We start from the raw sequence: 18,247 nt of genomic DNA, 5'->3' as shown, positions 1-18,247 counted from the left end.
CAATGCAGCTATCTAAATTGCTTGACCGCTGGTTCCCGCATCCATTTGTTTCTTTTTTAATTATTATCTTTTGGTTAATGCTCTCGCATAGTCTTGATGCGAGCGACCTACTTATGGCTGTAATTTTGGGACTTGTGATTCCTCGATTGGTTCGACCTTTTATTACTAGAACACCCCACATTCATTGGCAACCAGCAGTAAAACTATGCTTTGTTGTACTGTGGGATATTATTGTTTCCAATTTTCGCGTTGCTAAACTGGTGTTAGGGTCACCAAAAAAATTGCATCCAAAATGGTACCGTGTACCGCTAGAAACAGAACATGAGCAAGTAAATTCTTTACTGGCAATGATTATTACCACAACACCGGGTACAGTCTCTGCTGGTATTGATCAAGAGCGTGGTGACATTTTGGTACACTCGCTCAGTACAGAAAATACTGAAAGTGATGTGCAAGACATCAAACAACGCTATGAGGCTCCACTCATGGAAATTTTTGATGTGAGAAGCAAATCGGAGGACAACACATGACCATCCTACCTTATGCACTTGGCATTAGCTTGATTGCCATCACGATCTCTATGTTGCTGTGTCTTTTTCGGATGGTGATGGGACCATCAATTGTAGACCGCCTTTTAGCACTCGATACTCTTTTTCTAAATGCAACTTGCCTCATTGTTGTATTAGGTATTTATTGGACCACCACCTCTTTATTTGAAGGGGCTTTATTGGTTGCCATGCTAGGGTTTGTTTCGACAGCTGCTTTGGCACGTTATTTCACCACTGGCCATGTGATCGATTAAAGGGAGGTCAAAATGCAATTTACAATGGAAATTATTGTTTCGATCTTTCTAGTTTTTGGCTCATTCTTTATGTTGGTCGGTTCAATCGGAATGGTACGCCTACCCGATTTATTTATGCGATTACATGCACCTACCAAGTCGAGCACATTAGGCTTAGGTAGCTTTTTAATTGCTTCAATGATCTTTTTTGCTTTCCAAGGTCGCTTTGGTTTTGCCGAATTACTTATTACACTTTTGGCTTTTATTACGGCACCTGTTTCAGCCAATTTAATTGCTCAAGCAGCGCTACATTTACGCTTACGCTCGCTGAGTGGTGAAGTTCCTGAAGCTATTGAACGCCCATTACCATGGGATCGTTACAAAATCGGACAGCGCTTTTCACAAAACAAACCTCCGATGGAACCTCCCAAGGAATAAAAATTTGAATAAATAAAAAAGCCACCCAAAGGTGGCTTTTTTATTTTGAGTAGGAATTACTCTTCGTCATCTGACTTACGTTCCGGTAAATCTTGTACCGCTTTTTCAATAAGACCAAACATATAGTTACCATATGCATTCGTCTTATCGTAATGGAAACGTAAGCGAGGTGTAATACGGGTTTTAATACGACGACTAAGTTCATGACGCAAGAAACCAGAAGCTTTATTCAATACATCTAAAGTTTCTTTATTCGCTGCTTCACTTTGTTCGTCACCGAGCTCACGTCCCATAACGGTAACGTAAACTTCAGCATATCCCATATCAGCACTGACTTTCACGGCTGAGATGGTCACTAGACCACCCAGACGCGGATCTTTTAACTCCTGACGGATTAGATCAGACAGCTCACGCTGTACTGAATCCGCCATTCGCTTTAAGCGTTGGCTACCCGCCATTAAAGACTCCGTTTAATCAATTGAACATCATATACTTCGATCTTATCTTGTACTTTGATGTCTTTATAACCTTTCACCGCAAGACCACATTCCATACCAGCACGAACTTCTTCAACTACATCTTTATAGCGGCGTAATGATTCAAGCTCACCTTGGAACACAACCACGTCATCACGTAATACGCGAATCGGTTTATTACGATGTAATGTACCTTCAAGTACCATACAGCCTGCTGCTGCACCAAACTTACTTGAGTGGAATACTTCACGTACTTCAGCAACACCCAAGATTGTTTCACGGTGTTCAGGAGCAAGTTTACCACTCATGGCATCTTTCACATCATCAATCAATTCATAGATGATGCTGTAGTAACGAATGTCGATACCATCTTGGTCACTTCTCTGACGAGCAGCTGTATCAGCACGAACATTAAAGCCTAACAATACAGCTTCTGAAGATTCAGCAAGAATCACATCAGACTCTGTAATCGCGCCAACACCCGAACTAATTACACGAACTTTTACTTCATCAGTAGAGAGTTCATATAAAGCGGCATTCAATGCTTCTAAAGTACCACGTACGTCTGTTCTTAAAACAACGTTCACTGTAGGAACATCTTTTTTGCCCATTGACGACATGATATTTTCAAGGCGCATCGCGCTTTGACGTTCAATACGTTTTTGACGTTCACGGTCAGCACGAGCATCGGCAACTTCACGTGCTTTCTTCTCGTCATTTACAACAAGAACTTCATCACCTGCCATTGGAGCATCTGGAAGACCCAGAATTTCTACTGGAATAGATGGTCCTGCTGATTTAATCGGCTTACCGTTTTCATCAGACATTGCACGGACACGACCATAAGATGAACCTGCAAGAACAAGGTCACCAATATTTAATGTACCGTTTTGAACAAGAATAGAAGTTACTGCACCACGGCCTTTATCAACACGCGCTTCAATAACAACACCTTGCGCAGCACCTTCAGCAGATGCCTTTAATTCCATCAATTCTGATTGAATAAGAATTAAATCAAGGAGTTCATCGATACCCTGTCCAGTATGTGCAGAAACTTTAGCAATCGGAACATCACCACCCCATTCTTCTGGAACGATTTGTTTCGTTGTTAATTCATTTAACACACGGTCTGGATCAGCAGATTCTTTATCCATTTTGTTGATTGCAACAATAATTGGAGTACCTGCTGCACGAGCATGGTCAATTGCTTCTGCAGTTTGTGGCATTACACCATCATCTGCCGCAACAACTAATACCACGATATCTGTTGCTTTAGCACCACGTGCACGCATTGAAGTAAACGCAGCATGTCCCGGTGTATCAAGGAATGTAATAATTCCTTTGTCTGTTTCAACGTGATACGCACCAATATGCTGTGTAATACCGCCTGCTTCACCTGCCGCCACTTTCGAACGACGAATACGGTCAAGCAATGATGTTTTACCATGGTCAACGTGACCCATAATCGTAACAACTGGTGGACGAGTTGTTTGCTCACCACGTGCTTCTTCAGCCGCTTCAAGCAAGTTATCTTCCGCTTGTGTATCAGAAACTAGAACAGGATTGTGTCCCATTTCTTCTACAACAAGTGCCGCTGTATCTTGGTCAATCGCTTGATCTTGGTTAACCAACTCACCCATTTTCATAAGTGTTTTGATAACTTCACGTACTTTAATCGCCATTTTTTGAGCAAGATCGGCAACAACAATACTTGAACCGATTTCTACATCATAGACTTGCTTTTTAACTGGCTTTTCAAATCCATGCTTATTTGCTTGGCTTGATTTTAAACCACGTTTGTTATGGTTAACGAAGCTTTGCTCTTCTTGACCACGACGGCCGCCTTTCTTACCAGCACGCGGGTTAGTAGTTGCGCCACCACGTTTAATTTCACGGTCTTCTTGCTTGAATGAATCTTCATAAGCTTGGCCAACAAGACCTGAAGCAAGTGGAGAATCATCAATTACACGAATTGTAGTAGTAGCATCGTCATTTGAATATTTAGATGCCATTTTGCGCATTTGTTCAAGCGTACGTTGCTGAGCTTCTTCAGCCGCTTTACGACGTGCAGCTTCTTCAGTTGCTTTTAACTGAGCTGTTTGAGCTTCACGCGCTTTCTTTTGCTCTAATGTTTCTGCTGGTTTTGGTGCAGGTTTTACTGTACCACCACCACGTTTTTTCACTACAACAGCAGCTTTAGGAGCTGACTGTGCAGCGCTATCTTGTTGGTGAGCAGCACGCATCGCATCTAAAGTTGCTTTTGCTTTTTGCTCTGTTTGAAGACGCGCTTTTTGCTCTGCAGTATCACGCGCTTGTTGATCTGCACGTGCTTTAGCGTCTGCTTCTGCACGCGCTTTAGCTTCTGCTGCAATTTGTTCTGGATTTGGTTTAGCAAAAACCTGTTTTTTACGTACTTCTACGTTAATTGTTTTTGCTTTACCTGAAGTACTTGCAACTTTAGCGGTACTGGTTGTTTTACGTTTCAACGCAATTTTTCCTGTGTTACCACTTTCCTGACCATGCACTTTTTTCAAATGATTGACTAAAGTGTCCTGTTGTTCAGTGGTAATAATGTCGTCTGCTGTACGTTGAGGCAAACCTGCTTCGCGAGCCTGTTCTAGGAGCTTCTCAACAGGACGTCCTACACTGAGAGCTAACTCTTTAATCGACTTGTCCGTCATATTTCATCTCCTAGTTAAACCATGATTCGCGAGCTTTCATGATCAATTGACCAGCTTTTTCATGACCAAGACCTTCAATATCAGAGATATCGTCAGTAGCCTGATCTGCCAAATCATCAACGGTAATAATACCGCGAGCGGCAAGCGAGTAAGCGATCTCAGAAGTCATGCCTTCCATTGTGAGAAGGTCTGCGCTCGGTTCTTGAATATTTTCTTGCTGTTTCAAAGCATCAGTAAGAGCTGCTTCTTTTGCACGACTTTGCAATAACTCAACCAATTCAGCATCAAGCTCAATTTCGTCAAAAGTTTCAGCAGGAACATAAGCAATCTCTTCTAAAGAAGTGAAGCCCATTTCTACCAATGCCATTGCTAAATCTTCTTCAATATCTAAACGTGATACAAACATGTCGAGATATTGCTGAGCTTCATTTTGCTGACGAGCACGATACTCTTCTTCAAGCATCATGTCGAGTTTGTAGCCAGTTAAATCAGAAGCTAAACGAACGTTTTGACCTTGTGAGCCAATTGCACGAGCTAATTGATCGCTGGTTGCAAAAATAATATCGGCACTTCTTGCATCTTCATCAAGCACGATGCCTGAAACATCAGCTGGTTCTAATGCGCTAGCAATGTATTGAGCTGGATCATCAGACCAGACCACTACATCAATACGTTCACCGTTTAACTCTTGCTGTACGGCTTGAATACGCGTACCACGCATACCAATACATGCACCTACAGGATCAATACGGTGATCATTTGTTTTAACTGCAATTTTAGCACGAACACCCGGTTGGCGTGCTGCTGCTTTAATTTCAATAATTTCTTCAGAAATTTCAGGAATTTCTTTTTTCATCAAAGCAATTAACATTTCAGGCTTAGCGCGTGATAACAACAACTGTGCGCCACGGCCTTCACGGTTAACATTATACAAGATAGCGTTTACACGTTGCTTTGGACGAAGGATTTCTTTAGGAATCATTTCTTCGCGAGCAAGATAAGCTTCTGCGTTATCACCCAAGTCAATGATAAAGCCATCTTTGGTTTGTTTTTTCACTTCACCGTAGATCAACTCACCCACTTTAGATTCGTATGCATCAGCAACTAAAGCACGCTCAGCTTCACGGATTTTTTGTACGATAACTTGTTTTGCAATTTGTGCAGCAATACGACCGAACTCAATAGATTCTACTTCGAGTTCACGCACGTCACCAATTGACCATTTAGATGGATCAACGTCAGAAATCGCATCTTGGCAAGCTGGCATTTCATGATCTTCATCTGCCACTACAGTCCATTGACGGAACGTACGGTAATCACCAGTTTTACGATCAATCTCTACACGAAGCTGAGCTTCTTCAGCATGCGTACCTTCGTAAAATCTTTTCTTCGTTGCAGCAACTAAAGCTTGTTCTAAAGCCTCGAAGATCGCTTCACGACTAACACCTTTTTCATTACTAACCGTTTCTACAACGGTAAGAATTTCGCGGCCCATAAGTCACCTACCGATTTCTTATATAATTTAAATAAATTTAATCTTGATAGATCAAGTTTGCTTTATCGATATTGTTGCTGTCGATATCAAGCACATGCTTTCCTTCAACTTCAACCTGAATCTCTTCATTTTCAAGGTCTACAGCAAGGAGTTTTGCTTGAAATTTACGGCGATTTTCTACTGCTGCAATTAAACGCAAAGCAACTTGTTGTCCAATGTAACTTTGCAATTGTTCGAGTTGAAAAAATGGGCGATCCCAACCTGGTGAAGAAACTTCTAAAGAATACTCACCTGAAATCGGATCATGAACATCCAACATCGCGCCGACTTGTTGTGTAACTCGTACACAATCTTGTACGCCAATACCACGACCTTGTTCTACTTCACCATCTTCATTAATCACTGGTTCAGCATTTTCATCAACCGGTCTATCGATATAAATACGCAATAATGAACGTTTACCTTGTGGAAGGAATTCAATTCCCCACAGGTCAACACCACATGCCTGCACTGCTGGAGCAATCATGTCATACAATGCTTGGGATTTATTTGATAATTTCATTTACTCTCGTCATTCTCGTGCGATTCAATCGGTTGTTTTAACCGACACAGACCTACTATAGTGAAGCATGACTATTTGACCAATTGATGTCGACACTACACGATAGCGATACGATAACCAATAAAAAAGGGCGTTAATCGCCCCTATGTAGCACAGAAAACAATAGTCCACTGTGCAAAAAGGCCCACCTGTCTGTGAGCCTCTTTTAAGAAACTTGGTAGCGGGAGCTGGATTTGAACCAACGACCTTCGGGTTATGAGCCCGACGAGCTACCAGACTGCTCCATCCCGCATCAACGTGCAAAAATTATATACAAATATCGAAAAAAGTCAATGTAAACTTACCCAATATTCGCTTGATTAAGTTGCACCTTAATCAAATTGGTAGCGGGAGCTGGATTTGAACCAACGACCTTCGGGTTATGAGCCCGACGAGCTACCAGACTGCTCCATCCCGCATCAATAAACTGCTTGCACTCAACTTTCTGGTTCAAAGTTGGTGCGGAAGGGGGGACTTGAACCCCCACGCCCGAAGGCACTACCACCTCAAGGTAGCGTGTCTACCAATTCCACCACCACCGCAGCTTGTGGGACGCATTCTAGTCCTTCCAACTGCAAAAGGAAAGCCCTATTTCGAATTATTGACCCGTTTTTGGTGCATTTGGTGAAGTTTCAGGCGATGTTGTTTGAGCTGGTGCTGTTGTTTGTACAGTTTTCAAGCTATATGCTTCCGTCGTCTGTTTTTTCGCAAAAACAGCGAGAGTTAAACTCGTTACAAAGAACAACGCAGTTAAAACAGCAGTCAGGCGAGTAAGGAAATTACCCGAACCCGATGCACCAAATACAGTTGCTGCACCGCCGCCGCCAAAAGAAGCACCAGCATCTGCGCCTTTACCGTGTTGCACTAAAATCAATGCAATCATCAGTACCGCTAAAATAATATGTACAACAAGTACAAAAGAGTGCATACCCTATCCTCGTTATTTGCTTTGCGCGAAGGCTTGTACAATTTGATAAAAAGATGCTGCATTTAATGAAGCACCGCCGACCAACGCACCATTAATGTCTGGACATGCAGCTAATTCAACAGCATTTTCAGCTTTTACACTACCACCATATAAAATAGCAATATCTGAACCTGCTGAAGTAAGCTGACATAAGCCTTCACGAATTTTAGCGTGCATCGCTTGTGCATCTTGTGGAGAAGCTGTTTTACCTGTACCAATTGCCCAAATAGGTTCATAAGCAATCACGACTTGGTTTTGCCATTGTTCAGCGGTCACTACCGATGCAATATCACAAATTTGCTGTAAAACAACTTGCTCTGCCTGACCTTGCTCACGCTGTTCAAGACTTTCACCCACACAATAAATGACAGTCAAACCCGCATTTAATGCATTTTGGAGTTTCGCTTTCAAAATTTCCACGTTGTCGCCAAAAATATCACGGCGTTCAGAGTGTCCGACCAGTACGAAATTAATTTGACTATCTTTTAATAATTCTGCACTAACTTCGCCCGTATAAGCACCTGTACCTGCAACACGCGATACATCTTGCGCAACCGTATATACTGTTCTTGCAGCATCCTGCAATTGCGCCTGTACTATTGTAAGTGCAATAGAAACAGGGGCAACGCCCACATGGCAGCTTTCATCTGCAATTTGGTTTTGTTGCAATAATTGTTTAAATTCTTCTATAAGTTGGTTGGCGTTAGCACGCATTGGATTCATTTTCCAGTTGCCAACTACCCAAGGCGTAATCGTCGAACCCGACATACTGCTCACCTTTCATCAAAAATGCAGCACATTCTACACGCATTTATACAAATTTCAGATACTTTTCTTTAATGGGATTACTTATATCTTTTCTACTCTTTGAAATTAAAAAAACTTTATAAGGACTCAAACTTAAACATTTTAAAAATTAATCTATAAAAACTTCGACTGGTTCAAGCTTTAACAGTCTGAGTAGGACTAGAGCAACATTTTATAAGGTAGTAATTTTACATAACAAAAGTATAATTTTTCATATACCAATTATAAACACATTAGCATAGGCAGGCAGATGTCAGCATTACATACATCTCCAAAATTTACGGGGTTTTTTCGGCGTTTAGTCGAAGAAAAGCATGTGTCGGCAGCGACCATGCAAAATGCATTAGATGCAGCAAAGAGAGCTAAGCAGGATACAGTCGCATATTTAATTGAAGAGGTTCATCTCTCCCCTTCTTTATTGGCTGAAACAATTTCTGCTGAGTTTGCTGAACCATATTTTGATCTAGATGTTTATGACACATCTCAGATTCCTAAAGATCTGGTCGATCAAAAACTGATTTTAAAACATCGGATTTTGCCACTTATTCAAAGAGGGCAAATTTTATATGTCGCGACCAGCAATCCAAGCAATATTGAAGCGATTGATGCGATCCGTTTTAACAGCAAACTGATGGTTGAGCCTGTCATTGTCGAGCACCATAAACTCGAAAAAGTTTTAGGTCAACATTTTGCAGAAGAAAGCAGCTTTGACTTTAATGATGAAGAGTTTGATCTTGATGTCAGTCTTGATGGCCCTACCACTCAAGAGGATGAAGAAGAAACGCCACAAGGTGATGAAGCACCTATTGTTAAATATATTAATAAGTTGCTCATTGATGCCATTCGTATGGGTGCTTCAGATTTACATTTTGAACCGTATGAAAAGTCATATCGGGTACGTTATCGTGTCGATGGCGTGTTACGTCAAATTGCCAATCCGCCTTTACAACTTGCGAACCGTTTGGCATCACGTTTAAAAGTAATGTCTCAAATGGATATTTCCGAAAAACGTGTCCCACAAGATGGTCGTATCAAACTTAAGCTCTCAAAAACTAAAGCAATTGATTTCCGTGTGAACTCACTTCCGACTTTGTTTGGTGAAAAGCTAGTTCTACGTATTCTTGATCCATCAAGCGCAATGCTAGGGATTGACGCATTAGGATACGAAGAAGAACAAAAAGCTTTATTTATGGAAGCTTTAGATAAACCACAAGGCATGCTTTTAATTACTGGACCAACAGGTTCTGGTAAAACTGTATCTTTATATACAGGTTTAAATATTTTAAATACTGAAAGTTCTAATATTTCTACTGCCGAAGATCCAGTGGAAATTAACCTCGAAGGTATTAATCAGGTTAACGTGAACCCAAAAGTAGGTCTCACTTTTGCTGCCGCGCTTAAATCCTTTTTACGTCAAGACCCTGACATTATTATGGTGGGTGAGATTCGTGACTTGGAAACAGCAGAAATCGCAATTAAAGCTGCACAAACGGGTCACATGGTGATGTCGACGCTACATACCAACAGTGCTCCAGAAACGCTAACCCGTCTACGCAATATGGGAGTCCCCTCTTTTAATATTGCAACATCAGTAAACCTCGTTATTGCACAGCGTTTAGCGCGACGTCTTTGCTCTCAGTGCAAAATACCTGCTGATATTCCTAAACAAAGCCTATTAGAAATGGGTTTTACCGAACAAGACTTAGCACATCCAGACTTTCGCGTTTTTCAACCGGTAGGTTGTCCTGAATGTCGTGAAGGCTATAAAGGCCGTGTCGGTATTTATGAAGTAATGAAAGTTACACCTGAGATTTCCAAGATTATTATGGAAGATGGCAACGCTCTAGAAATCGCGGCTGCTTCTGAAAAACTGGGGTTTAATAATCTACGTCGTTCAGGTTTAAAAAAGGTGATGCAAGGCGTGACTTCCCTACAAGAAGTTAACCGTGTGACCAGTGAATAAGACACTATTTAAAATAAGGATAATCTGATGGCTGTCAAAAAGGCACAAATGATGCCGACTTTTGCTTATGAAGGGGTTGACCGTAAAGGCATAAAAATTAAGGGAGAACTGCCAGCTAAAAATATGGCTTTAGCTAAAGTGACCTTACGCAAACAAGGGGTTACTGTTCGAACCATACGTGAGAAACGTAAAAATATTCTTGAAGGTTTATTCAAGAAAAAAGTCACCACACTTGATATTACGATTTTTACCCGACAACTGGCGACCATGATGAAAGCTGGTGTACCACTGGTACAAGGCTTTGAAATAGTAGCAGAAGGTTTAGAAAATCCAGCCATGCGTGAGGTAGTACTCGGTATTAAAGGTGAAGTGGAAGGTGGTAGTACCTTTGCCTCAGCTTTAAAAAAGTATCCTCAATATTTTGATAATTTGTTTTGTTCACTTGTTGAGTCTGGTGAACAATCAGGTGCGCTCGAAACAATGTTGGACCGCGTTGCAATTTACAAAGAAAAAAGTGAATTGTTAAAACAGAAAATCAAGAAAGCAATGAAATACCCGGCGACAGTTATTGTAGTAGCCATTGTGGTGACCATTATTTTGATGGTTAAAGTCGTACCCGTGTTTCAGGATCTGTTTTCTTCATTCGGAGCAGAATTACCAGCATTCACCCAAATGGTCGTGAATATGTCTAAATGGATGCAAGAATACTGGTTTATTATGATTATCGCGATTGGTGCAATGATTGCCGCCTTTTTAGAAGCTAAAAAACGCAGTAAGAAGTTTCGTGACGGCTTAGATAAACTCGCGCTTAAATTACCTATTTTTGGGGATTTGGTCTATAAAGCAATTATTGCACGTTATAGCCGTACGCTTGCGACCACATTCGCAGCTGGTGTACCACTAATTGATGCACTTGAGTCAACCGCCGGCGCAACCAACAATGTCATCTATGAGCAAGCTGTCATGAAAATTCGTGAAGATGTCGCAACAGGTCAGCAACTTCAGTTTGCCATGCGTGTATCTAACCGTTTTCCTTCTATGGCTGTACAAATGGTTGCAATTGGTGAAGAATCTGGTGCACTAGACAGCATGCTCGATAAAGTTGCTACCTATTATGAAAATGAAGTGGATAATGCCGTTGATGGTTTAACTGCAATGATGGAACCTTTAATCATGGCAATTTTAGGGGTACTGGTAGGCGGTCTAGTGATTGCCATGTATCTTCCAATTTTCCAAATGGGCTCAGTTATATAATGCAAGATATTATTGCTTATTTTATTCAAAATGTAACTGCACTTTATGTTGCGGTTGCACTCATGAGCCTATGTATTGGTAGCTTTCTAAATGTAGTGATTTATCGTACTCCAAAGATGATGGAGCAAGACTGGCAGCAAGAATGTCAAATGCTCCTCAATCTAGAACACCCCATTATTGACCATGGAAAACTGACATTAAGTAAACCTGCTTCATCATGTCCAAAGTGCCATCAATCGATTCGTTGGTATCAAAATATTCCTGTCATAAGCTGGTTAGTGCTAAGAGGAAAATGTGGTCATTGCCAACATCCTATCAGCATTCGTTATCCAGCCATCGAACTACTTACCATGCTATGTTCATTGGTGGTGGTTATGGTGTTTGGTCCAACTATACAAATGCTTTTTGGACTCATCCTCACATGGGTACTGATAGCACTGACCTTTATTGACTTTGATACACAACTTTTGCCTGATCGCTTTACTCTTCCTTTAGCTGCGCTTGGTTTAGGCATTAACACCTTTAATATCTACACCTCACCCAACTCGGCCATTTGGGGTTACCTCATTGGTTTTCTATGTCTTTGGATTGTCTATTACTTATTTAAAGTAATTACTGGCAAAGAAGGTATGGGCTACGGCGACTTTAAATTGCTTGCAGCATTAGGTGCATGGATGGGGCCATTGATGCTACCGTTAATTGTGTTATTGTCATCTTTATTGGGTGCAATCATTGGCATCATCTTATTAAAGTTAAGAAATGACAATCAACCTTTTGCTTTTGGGCCGTATATTGCGATTGCGGGTTGGGTTGCCTTTTTATGGGGTAATCAGATTATGAAAATTTATTTAGGAGGTTAAGATGGCTTTTATTCTGGGAATCACAGGTGGTATTGGCAGTGGAAAATCTGCTGCAACACAATGGTTCGAGTCCCAAGGAATTCAAGTCGTCGATGCCGATATCGTTGCGCGTGAAGTCGTTGAAAAAGGCCAACCTACTCTCCAAAAAATTCAGCAAACTTTTGGAGACTGGGTACTTCAACCCGATGGTAGTTTAGACCGCCGCGCCTTACGTGAATATATTTTCCAAAATCCAGAAGCGCGCCACACACTCGAAAAAATTACCCACCCTGCAATCCGTCAATCTATTATTCAACAGCTACAAAATCCTAAAAGTCCTTATGTGATTTTAGTTTCACCACTACTTTTTGAAACCAACCAGCATGAATTGGTTAATCACACCCTATTAGTTGATGCGAGCGAACAAACTCAAATTCAACGTGCAAGTCAGCGCGATGGGCAAAACCAAGAACAAATCCAGAAAATTATTGCTGCACAAATGCCACGCGAGCGTAAACGTGAACTTGCCAATGACATTGTGTTTAATGACGGATTACTCGAACATTTATATCAGCAATTAGAGCCTTTACATCAAAGCTATTTGAAGCGCGCCAACTAATCTTGCTTATTTTGCTGCTGAATCTTTTGTGCCAAGCTATCTTGCCTAAACCAACGCCAAGGCTGTAAAGCACCTATTCCCATACCTACTAAGCCCACCACAATCGATGGGCTTAATGACTCGCCAAGTAAAGGTACAGCTAAAATAGCAGCAATAAACGGCGCCAAAGTCACAATACTTCCCGTTTTAAAAGCGCCTAGTCGCTGAATGGCAGCAACATAAGTCAAAGTTGCGATAATAACGACAAATACACCGTGGAAAATGCCCTGTATCGCTAAATGAACAGGACTAACTTCCATAAAATGCTTAGGCAGAAATAAAGCATAGATGGGTAAATAGATAATTGCAGACCAAATCGCAACACTTGCCATAGAGTGCCATGCGGAAAGTTTCCACTGTTTAAGTAATACAGTGAAAATACCCCACCAAATCGCACTAATAAAAAGAAGCAAATCCCCCAGGCCAAAAGCAGAAGCATTACCTTGCAACATCAACACACTCATGAGAGCCAAGGCAGTGATCATAATTGCCAGACTCACCCATGTATGCTTATCAAATGGTTGTCTAAATAAAATGTATGCTGCAATTGCAGTACAAATTGGAATACAACCATTTAAGAAAATTGCAGCATGTGCAGCAGGGGCATAAAGAAACGCGGTGTAGACGGTAAGACAATAAATCACTCCACCAATGAGCGCCAAAATAACCGCATGCTTACTCCATAAAAAAGCGAGATCTTTTTTATAAATTAAGATAGGCATCAAAATTAGAAAAGCAATAGCAAAGCGCAGTGCAGCAATATCCCAAGCACTGATATGCCACTGTGCATTTAAACGGGCAAAAAGTGTAAACCCGCCCCAAATGCACATGGTCACCAATACAAAGAAATAACCTTGCTTACGGGGAGACATATTAAGACTGCTTTAAAACGAGAAAGGCAGCTCTATTATACCTCAGAACGCTGACGGCAAGCCTCATAAAGTGCCATACCTGTTGCCACACTCACATTTAGGCTCTGTAAATTCCCAGACATCGGGATATAAACTTTATGATCACACTGTGCCTGAGTAATTGGACGTAAACCCGTATCTTCAGCTCCCATCACGATTACGACTGGACCAGAGAAATCACATTTTTGAATTGGTAATGCGCTTTCATCAAGCATGGTGCCAATCACACGTGTATGAGTGGTTTCTTTTAGATGGGCTAATGTACGAGCTAAGTTTGTTACTTGAATGAACTTAACTTTCTCGGCTCCACCCGCTGCAACCTTACGAGCAGTTGGGGTCAAACTTGCTGAGCGATCACGAGGCACAATCACAGCCTGAACACCCATTGCAGCGGCTGTACGAATACAAGCACCTAAGTTATGTGGATCGGTCACCTGATCTAATGCCAGCAATAAAGCATCTGGAGTTTCAGCCAAGATCTGATCCAGATCTTTTTCATTTAAAGTCGGGTGCGGACGTACTGCTGCCACTACACCTTGGTGGAATGGCAAGCCCGCAAGCTTTTCGAGGCTATCACGGCTTGCTTTTTGTACACTAATTCCAAAAGGCTCAGCCAATTGCAGAATCTTCTGCAAACGTTGATCGTCGCGCCCTTTCAATGTAAACAAGGTCAGCACGCGCTCCGGCTCAAGTTCTAACAATGACTCCACTGAGTGAACGCCATAATAATATTCCGGTTTTGCCATGCATGACCTCTAACAACGTTTAAGCAAAAAATAAAAATCCTGTAAAGCCAACTTCACAGGATTTCTTTGGGCATAGTGTACCCGATTTAAACAGTAATTTCTTAGCCTTCTAAGTGGCAAACATAATCGAGTACTTCATCAGTCTCGATTTTGAAAACGCTATTACCTGGTACATAAAATGATTGACCAGCACGGAACAATTCACTTTCATTGCTGTCTGCAATTTTAACGCGACATTCACCTGAAATAATTTCCATACGCTCAGGAACGTGTGTTTCAAATGTTAAAGGCTGCTCAGTCGGCAAAATAACACCTAATGTTTTTTTCGTTCCATCTTCAAATTGCACGGTATGGCTGATACATGCTCCACCAAAATAAACATTTGATTTTTTGATGACCGTTACATGATCAAATTGGGTTGAACTCATGCACACTCTCCAGATAATGCCGCATTTATATAAATTATGATGAATGTAGTTTAATTGTGCCTAAATAACTAATCAATCAGTTTTCATATGGATAGACTTGTAATTTCCACTGCTGTAACTGAATTTTTTTAGCAAAAGCGTGGGGTAAACTTACTTCAATATTTCGACTCTTCGACACTATTGCATCATATCTGCAAACTTCATCGTAATTTTCATCGAGTAAAACCCAATAAACTTTCTCTGCTGTTGGGTGAGTAACAGCAGTTGTAACCACTGGTGAACCATTATCCATGCCAACATGAAAATTGTCTGGGTCATTTTGCATTGAAGCTGACTCATAAACCGGAAAATCGGCACTATTTTCATCAAATTGCTGGCTATCATGTACGAGTACACTTTGTTTTAAAGTCGGCCAAATACAATAACGCAGATAATGTTGATCTATGACTCGATTGTCCGGATACCTTCCAGTGGCAACATAATCTCTGATATGTGCTTCAATATTATGAAAAATACCTGAGCATCCACCCCACATACCCGCCAAAATCAATTCAGTATGAGAGTAGCTATCTCTCATTAAATGAAACCATTCATCACTTTTGAGCCAAGCATCAACGGCAGCTTTCTCACGATAAGACACAATAGAGTCAGCATCACGTATCAAAAAGCGCTTAACGGTTGGATCATCCATAACTAAAAAGCGCCAAAATAAGCCGGATAATTGTTTCTGTGAGGTACTCACCTGTGCCACTTGTGCCCCATTTGCTTGTAAACGCTGCTGCACAAATTCAGGAACGGTATCATCTATATAGAACCGACAAGTCCATTCAGGGTATATCTCTTGAGCGAGCTTGGTATTTAAAATTGAAGTTTCACAGTAACGCGGATTTGCTCCAAATAAAGAAAAAGCAATAATGTTTTCTTGAGGATTGGAACTAAAGGGGACAGGCTTATGAGTGGATATATTTAAAGCAGGCTCATTCTTTGTGAGTTCTTTTTTTGTTGAAATAGCTAAACGCCCAAATTTAATCTTTTCTTCCTTTTTATTTAAATGATGGCAAACTTCAGTTAATCCATCGTATAGATTTGTATTAACGTTAGAACCACTTGCTTGAATGGCTTGCATATAATGTTGATATGCATCTTCATAACGGCATAACCGCAGCTCAGTATAAGCTAAATCAGATAATGCTCCCGGATGCTGTGGTACTAGATTTACCGCTTTTTTTACATGCTGATAAGCTTTGGCATAATCGCCTTGTGCAGCAGCCTGTTTAAATGCATTAAAATGCTGATTTAAAATTTTATTCATTTCAGCAGGATTAATTTTTTTATGGCGGTTCATCATTCCTATTGGTGCTTTCGGTAAGCTTAATGTTTTTTTCATTGTAAAGATCCGCAATCTTGCTGTTCTATTATTTCAGTTAGAATAATAGATCACTTGTAGCAAATTCAAAACTTCTCTATCTTTAACCCATAATTTGGCGCGTTGGATGCGTTTATGCTCACACATTTAACTTTAATCAATTTTGCATTAGCTGATCATTTAGCTATTGATATAGAACAAGGATTTAATGTTCTAACAGGTGAGACAGGTGCCGGAAAATCATTATTACTGGATGCACTTTCTGCCTGCTTAGGGGAACGTACAGATACAAATTATGTCCGCTATGGTTCGGACAAAGCGGATATCACCGCTGTTTTTACTTATCAGGACAATAGCCCAGAGGCAAAATGGTTACAAGACCATGAGCTAGATGATGATTCTGGGGAAATTCATTTACGTCGTGTTATTTTCGCAACTGGCCGTAGTAAAGCATGGGTGAATGGCCGCCCAAGTAGTCTCTCTGAGCTTAAAGAATTGGGGCGCCTATTGGTCCAATTATATAGCCAGCACAGCCAGCAACAGCTTCTTGAACCACCTTATCCAAAGCATTGGTTAGACCGTTATAACAATTTTTATGCTGAAGCGAATGATGTCCGCGAAGCTTATAGCACATGGCAACGCACGATTCGTTTACACCAAGCAGCCTTAGATGCTCAAGCAACTCGTCTACAACGTATTGCGACCTTAGAGCTGCAAATCGAAGAACTTGAGGAAGTCATTCAGACCGATTACAAAGAAATCGAGCAAGAGTTTGATCGTCTCAGTCATCATGAACATATCATGCAAGATTGTAGCTATAGCTTGAATGCGCTTGATGAAGCTGAACAAAACATTACTCAAGAAATGTCATCGATCATTCGCCGACTAGAATCTCATGCGGGGCGTAGTGAACAGCTTTCTGAAATTTATAATTCTTTACTTAATGCTCAAAGTGAAATTGATGATGCAACATCAAATTTACGCCAGTTTATTGACCGTCAGAGCTTTGACCCTGAACGGATGGAAGAACTGAATTCCAAATTGGAAGTTTTCCATCGTCTGGCACGTAAATACCGTACTCAGCCAGAGACGCTGAAAGAAGAGTATGAAACATGGCAAAATGAGCTTGAACAGTTGCATCAACTTGAAGACCCAGAGACTCTGGCAGAACAAGTAGAAAAGTCACATCAAGAGTTCTTAGAAAAAGCCCAGCATTTAGACAATATTCGTCGTGAAGCTGCTACTCCACTTGCAAAACAATTAACTGAACAAGTGAAGCCTTTAGCACTCCCTGAAGCACACTTTGAGTTTAAGTTTGAACCACTAGAACAACCAAGCTCAGAAGGTTTAAGCTTTATTCAACTTTTATTTACTGCCAATAAAGGCATACCACCACAACCATTGGCACGTGTGGCATCAGGTGGTGAGCTTTCACGTATTGCACTTGTCATGCAAGTGATGAATGCTGAAAAGACCGAGGCAGAAGTTTTGGTATTTGATGAAATTGATGTCGGGATTAGTGGTGGTACGGCTGAAGTGGTTGGTCGTTTACTTGCCGATTTGGCTCAGCATGTCCAACTGCTATGTATTACTCACCAAGCGCAGGTCGCTGCACAATCTGACCAACATTTGTTAGTTAAAAAGCAACAAACTGATCCGGCAAGCAGTACCATTGTACAACTCGATGAAAATCAGATTATTTCTGAGTTGGCACGTATGTCGGGTGGTGTTGAAATTAATGAAACAACCTTGCAGCACGCTAAACAATTACGCCAACTTAAATTTCAGGCTTCTTCAAATTAATAAAGAAAATGAGAGAAAAAGATTGGCGAAATC

The 18,247-nt window shown here is 41.0% G+C and carries 18 protein-coding genes and 3 tRNA genes; 8 read left to right on the top strand and 13 right to left on the bottom strand.

Annotated features, from left to right (window positions below; all coding sequences use genetic code 11):
* Window positions 1-2: 2 nt before the first annotated feature.
* Genes ACH63V_RS03115 through ACH63V_RS03105 form a run of 3 tightly spaced genes read left to right on the top strand, consistent with a single transcriptional unit; the run spans window position 3 to window position 1,219 of the window.
* Window positions 3-530, top strand: coding sequence for a Na+/H+ antiporter subunit E (locus ACH63V_RS03115; RefSeq protein WP_263612807.1), 528 nt, complete (start codon window positions 3-5; stop codon window positions 528-530).
* The gene (locus ACH63V_RS03110) at window positions 527-802 is read left to right on the top strand and encodes a monovalent cation/H+ antiporter subunit F (RefSeq protein ID WP_002053531.1); all 276 of its coding nucleotides are present in this window, start codon (window positions 527-529) and stop codon (window positions 800-802) included. Before ACH63V_RS03115 ends, ACH63V_RS03110 begins: the two co-directional genes overlap by 4 nt.
* A gap of 12 nt (window positions 803-814) precedes the next feature.
* Window positions 815-1,219, top strand: coding sequence for a Na+/H+ antiporter subunit G (locus ACH63V_RS03105; protein ID WP_396462689.1), 405 nt, complete (start codon window positions 815-817; stop codon window positions 1,217-1,219).
* A gap of 56 nt (window positions 1,220-1,275) precedes the next feature.
* Here ACH63V_RS03105 and ACH63V_RS03100 read toward each other — a convergent pair whose 3' ends face one another.
* The 9 genes from ACH63V_RS03100 to tpiA all read right to left on the bottom strand — a co-directional run bounded on the left by ACH63V_RS03100 (window position 1,276) and on the right by tpiA (window position 8,207).
* A complete protein-coding gene (locus tag ACH63V_RS03100) occupies window positions 1,276-1,677 on the bottom strand; it encodes a ribosome-binding factor A (protein ID WP_002157043.1) in 402 nt (133 codons plus the stop codon).
* Entirely contained in the window at window positions 1,677-4,376 is a 2,700-nt protein-coding gene (gene infB / locus ACH63V_RS03095) for a translation initiation factor IF-2 (protein WP_396462688.1), read from the bottom strand. The genes ACH63V_RS03100 and infB overlap by 1 nt, the downstream gene beginning before the upstream one ends.
* 10 nt (window positions 4,377-4,386) lie before the next feature.
* Window positions 4,387-5,871: a transcription termination factor NusA gene (nusA, locus tag ACH63V_RS03090; RefSeq protein ID WP_263612804.1), complete on the bottom strand. Its 1,485-nt coding sequence runs from the start codon at window positions 5,869-5,871 to the stop codon at window positions 4,387-4,389.
* Window positions 5,872-5,908: 37 nt separating this feature from the next.
* Window positions 5,909-6,433: a ribosome maturation factor RimP gene (gene rimP, locus ACH63V_RS03085; protein WP_151283486.1), complete on the bottom strand. Its 525-nt coding sequence runs from the start codon at window positions 6,431-6,433 to the stop codon at window positions 5,909-5,911.
* Window positions 6,434-6,648: 215 nt separating this feature from the next.
* Window positions 6,649-6,725, bottom strand: a tRNA-Met gene (locus ACH63V_RS03080).
* 89 nt (window positions 6,726-6,814) lie between these two features.
* Window positions 6,815-6,891, bottom strand: a tRNA-Met gene (locus tag ACH63V_RS03075).
* 38 nt (window positions 6,892-6,929) lie between these two features.
* Window positions 6,930-7,014 (bottom strand) — tRNA-Leu (locus ACH63V_RS03070).
* Window positions 7,015-7,070: 56 nt separating this feature from the next.
* The gene (gene secG / locus ACH63V_RS03065; protein WP_002156913.1) at window positions 7,071-7,400 is read right to left on the bottom strand and encodes a preprotein translocase subunit SecG; all 330 of its coding nucleotides are present in this window, start codon (window positions 7,398-7,400) and stop codon (window positions 7,071-7,073) included.
* Window positions 7,401-7,412: 12 nt separating this feature from the next.
* A complete protein-coding gene (gene tpiA, locus ACH63V_RS03060) occupies window positions 7,413-8,207 on the bottom strand; it encodes a triose-phosphate isomerase (RefSeq protein ID WP_396462687.1) in 795 nt (264 codons plus the stop codon).
* Window positions 8,208-8,496: 289 nt separating this feature from the next.
* On the opposite strand from tpiA, the gene pilB reads away from it, so the two are divergent.
* Genes pilB through coaE form a run of 4 tightly spaced genes read left to right on the top strand, consistent with a single transcriptional unit; the run spans window position 8,497 to window position 12,921 of the window.
* Window positions 8,497-10,209: a type IV-A pilus assembly ATPase PilB gene (gene pilB, locus ACH63V_RS03055; RefSeq protein WP_311070288.1), complete on the top strand. Its 1,713-nt coding sequence runs from the start codon at window positions 8,497-8,499 to the stop codon at window positions 10,207-10,209.
* Between the two features lie 27 nt (window positions 10,210-10,236).
* Window positions 10,237-11,463: a type II secretion system F family protein gene (locus tag ACH63V_RS03050; protein ID WP_311070289.1), complete on the top strand. Its 1,227-nt coding sequence runs from the start codon at window positions 10,237-10,239 to the stop codon at window positions 11,461-11,463.
* A complete protein-coding gene (locus ACH63V_RS03045; protein WP_396462686.1) occupies window positions 11,463-12,323 on the top strand; it encodes a prepilin peptidase in 861 nt (286 codons plus the stop codon). Before ACH63V_RS03050 ends, ACH63V_RS03045 begins: the two co-directional genes overlap by 1 nt.
* Before the next feature lies 1 nt (window position 12,324).
* Complete coding sequence (coaE, locus tag ACH63V_RS03040; protein WP_311070291.1) at window positions 12,325-12,921, top strand: dephospho-CoA kinase; 597 nt, start codon at window positions 12,325-12,327, stop codon at window positions 12,919-12,921.
* Here coaE and ACH63V_RS03035 read toward each other — a convergent pair.
* The 4 genes from ACH63V_RS03035 to ACH63V_RS03020 form a co-directional block, all read right to left on the bottom strand.
* The gene (locus ACH63V_RS03035; protein WP_311070292.1) at window positions 12,918-13,832 is read right to left on the bottom strand and encodes a DMT family transporter; all 915 of its coding nucleotides are present in this window, start codon (window positions 13,830-13,832) and stop codon (window positions 12,918-12,920) included. The genes coaE and ACH63V_RS03035 overlap by 4 nt on opposite strands.
* Before the next feature lie 35 nt (window positions 13,833-13,867).
* The gene (rlmB, locus tag ACH63V_RS03030) at window positions 13,868-14,617 is read right to left on the bottom strand and encodes a 23S rRNA (guanosine(2251)-2'-O)-methyltransferase RlmB (protein ID WP_311070293.1); all 750 of its coding nucleotides are present in this window, start codon (window positions 14,615-14,617) and stop codon (window positions 13,868-13,870) included.
* A 101-nt stretch (window positions 14,618-14,718) separates the two neighbouring features.
* The gene (locus ACH63V_RS03025) at window positions 14,719-15,045 is read right to left on the bottom strand and encodes a pyrimidine/purine nucleoside phosphorylase (protein ID WP_000099685.1); all 327 of its coding nucleotides are present in this window, start codon (window positions 15,043-15,045) and stop codon (window positions 14,719-14,721) included.
* A gap of 76 nt (window positions 15,046-15,121) precedes the next feature.
* On the bottom strand, window positions 15,122-16,432 hold the full coding sequence (locus ACH63V_RS03020) for a tetratricopeptide repeat protein (RefSeq protein WP_396462685.1): 1,311 nt from the start codon (window positions 16,430-16,432) through the stop codon (window positions 15,122-15,124).
* 114 nt (window positions 16,433-16,546) lie between these two features.
* Here ACH63V_RS03020 and recN point away from each other — a divergent pair, with 114 nt between their 5' ends.
* Window positions 16,547-18,214: a DNA repair protein RecN gene (gene recN, locus ACH63V_RS03015; protein ID WP_396462684.1), complete on the top strand. Its 1,668-nt coding sequence runs from the start codon at window positions 16,547-16,549 to the stop codon at window positions 18,212-18,214.
* Window positions 18,215-18,247 lie beyond the last annotated feature (33 nt).

It is taken from the genome of Acinetobacter sp. ABJ-A23_2, assembly GCF_044538765.1.
Classification (GTDB): Bacteria; Pseudomonadota; Gammaproteobacteria; order Pseudomonadales; family Moraxellaceae; genus Acinetobacter; species Acinetobacter nosocomialis_A.
The sequence above is the reverse complement of the archived record's forward strand: the minus strand, read 5'-3'. Positions and strand labels throughout refer to the sequence as shown.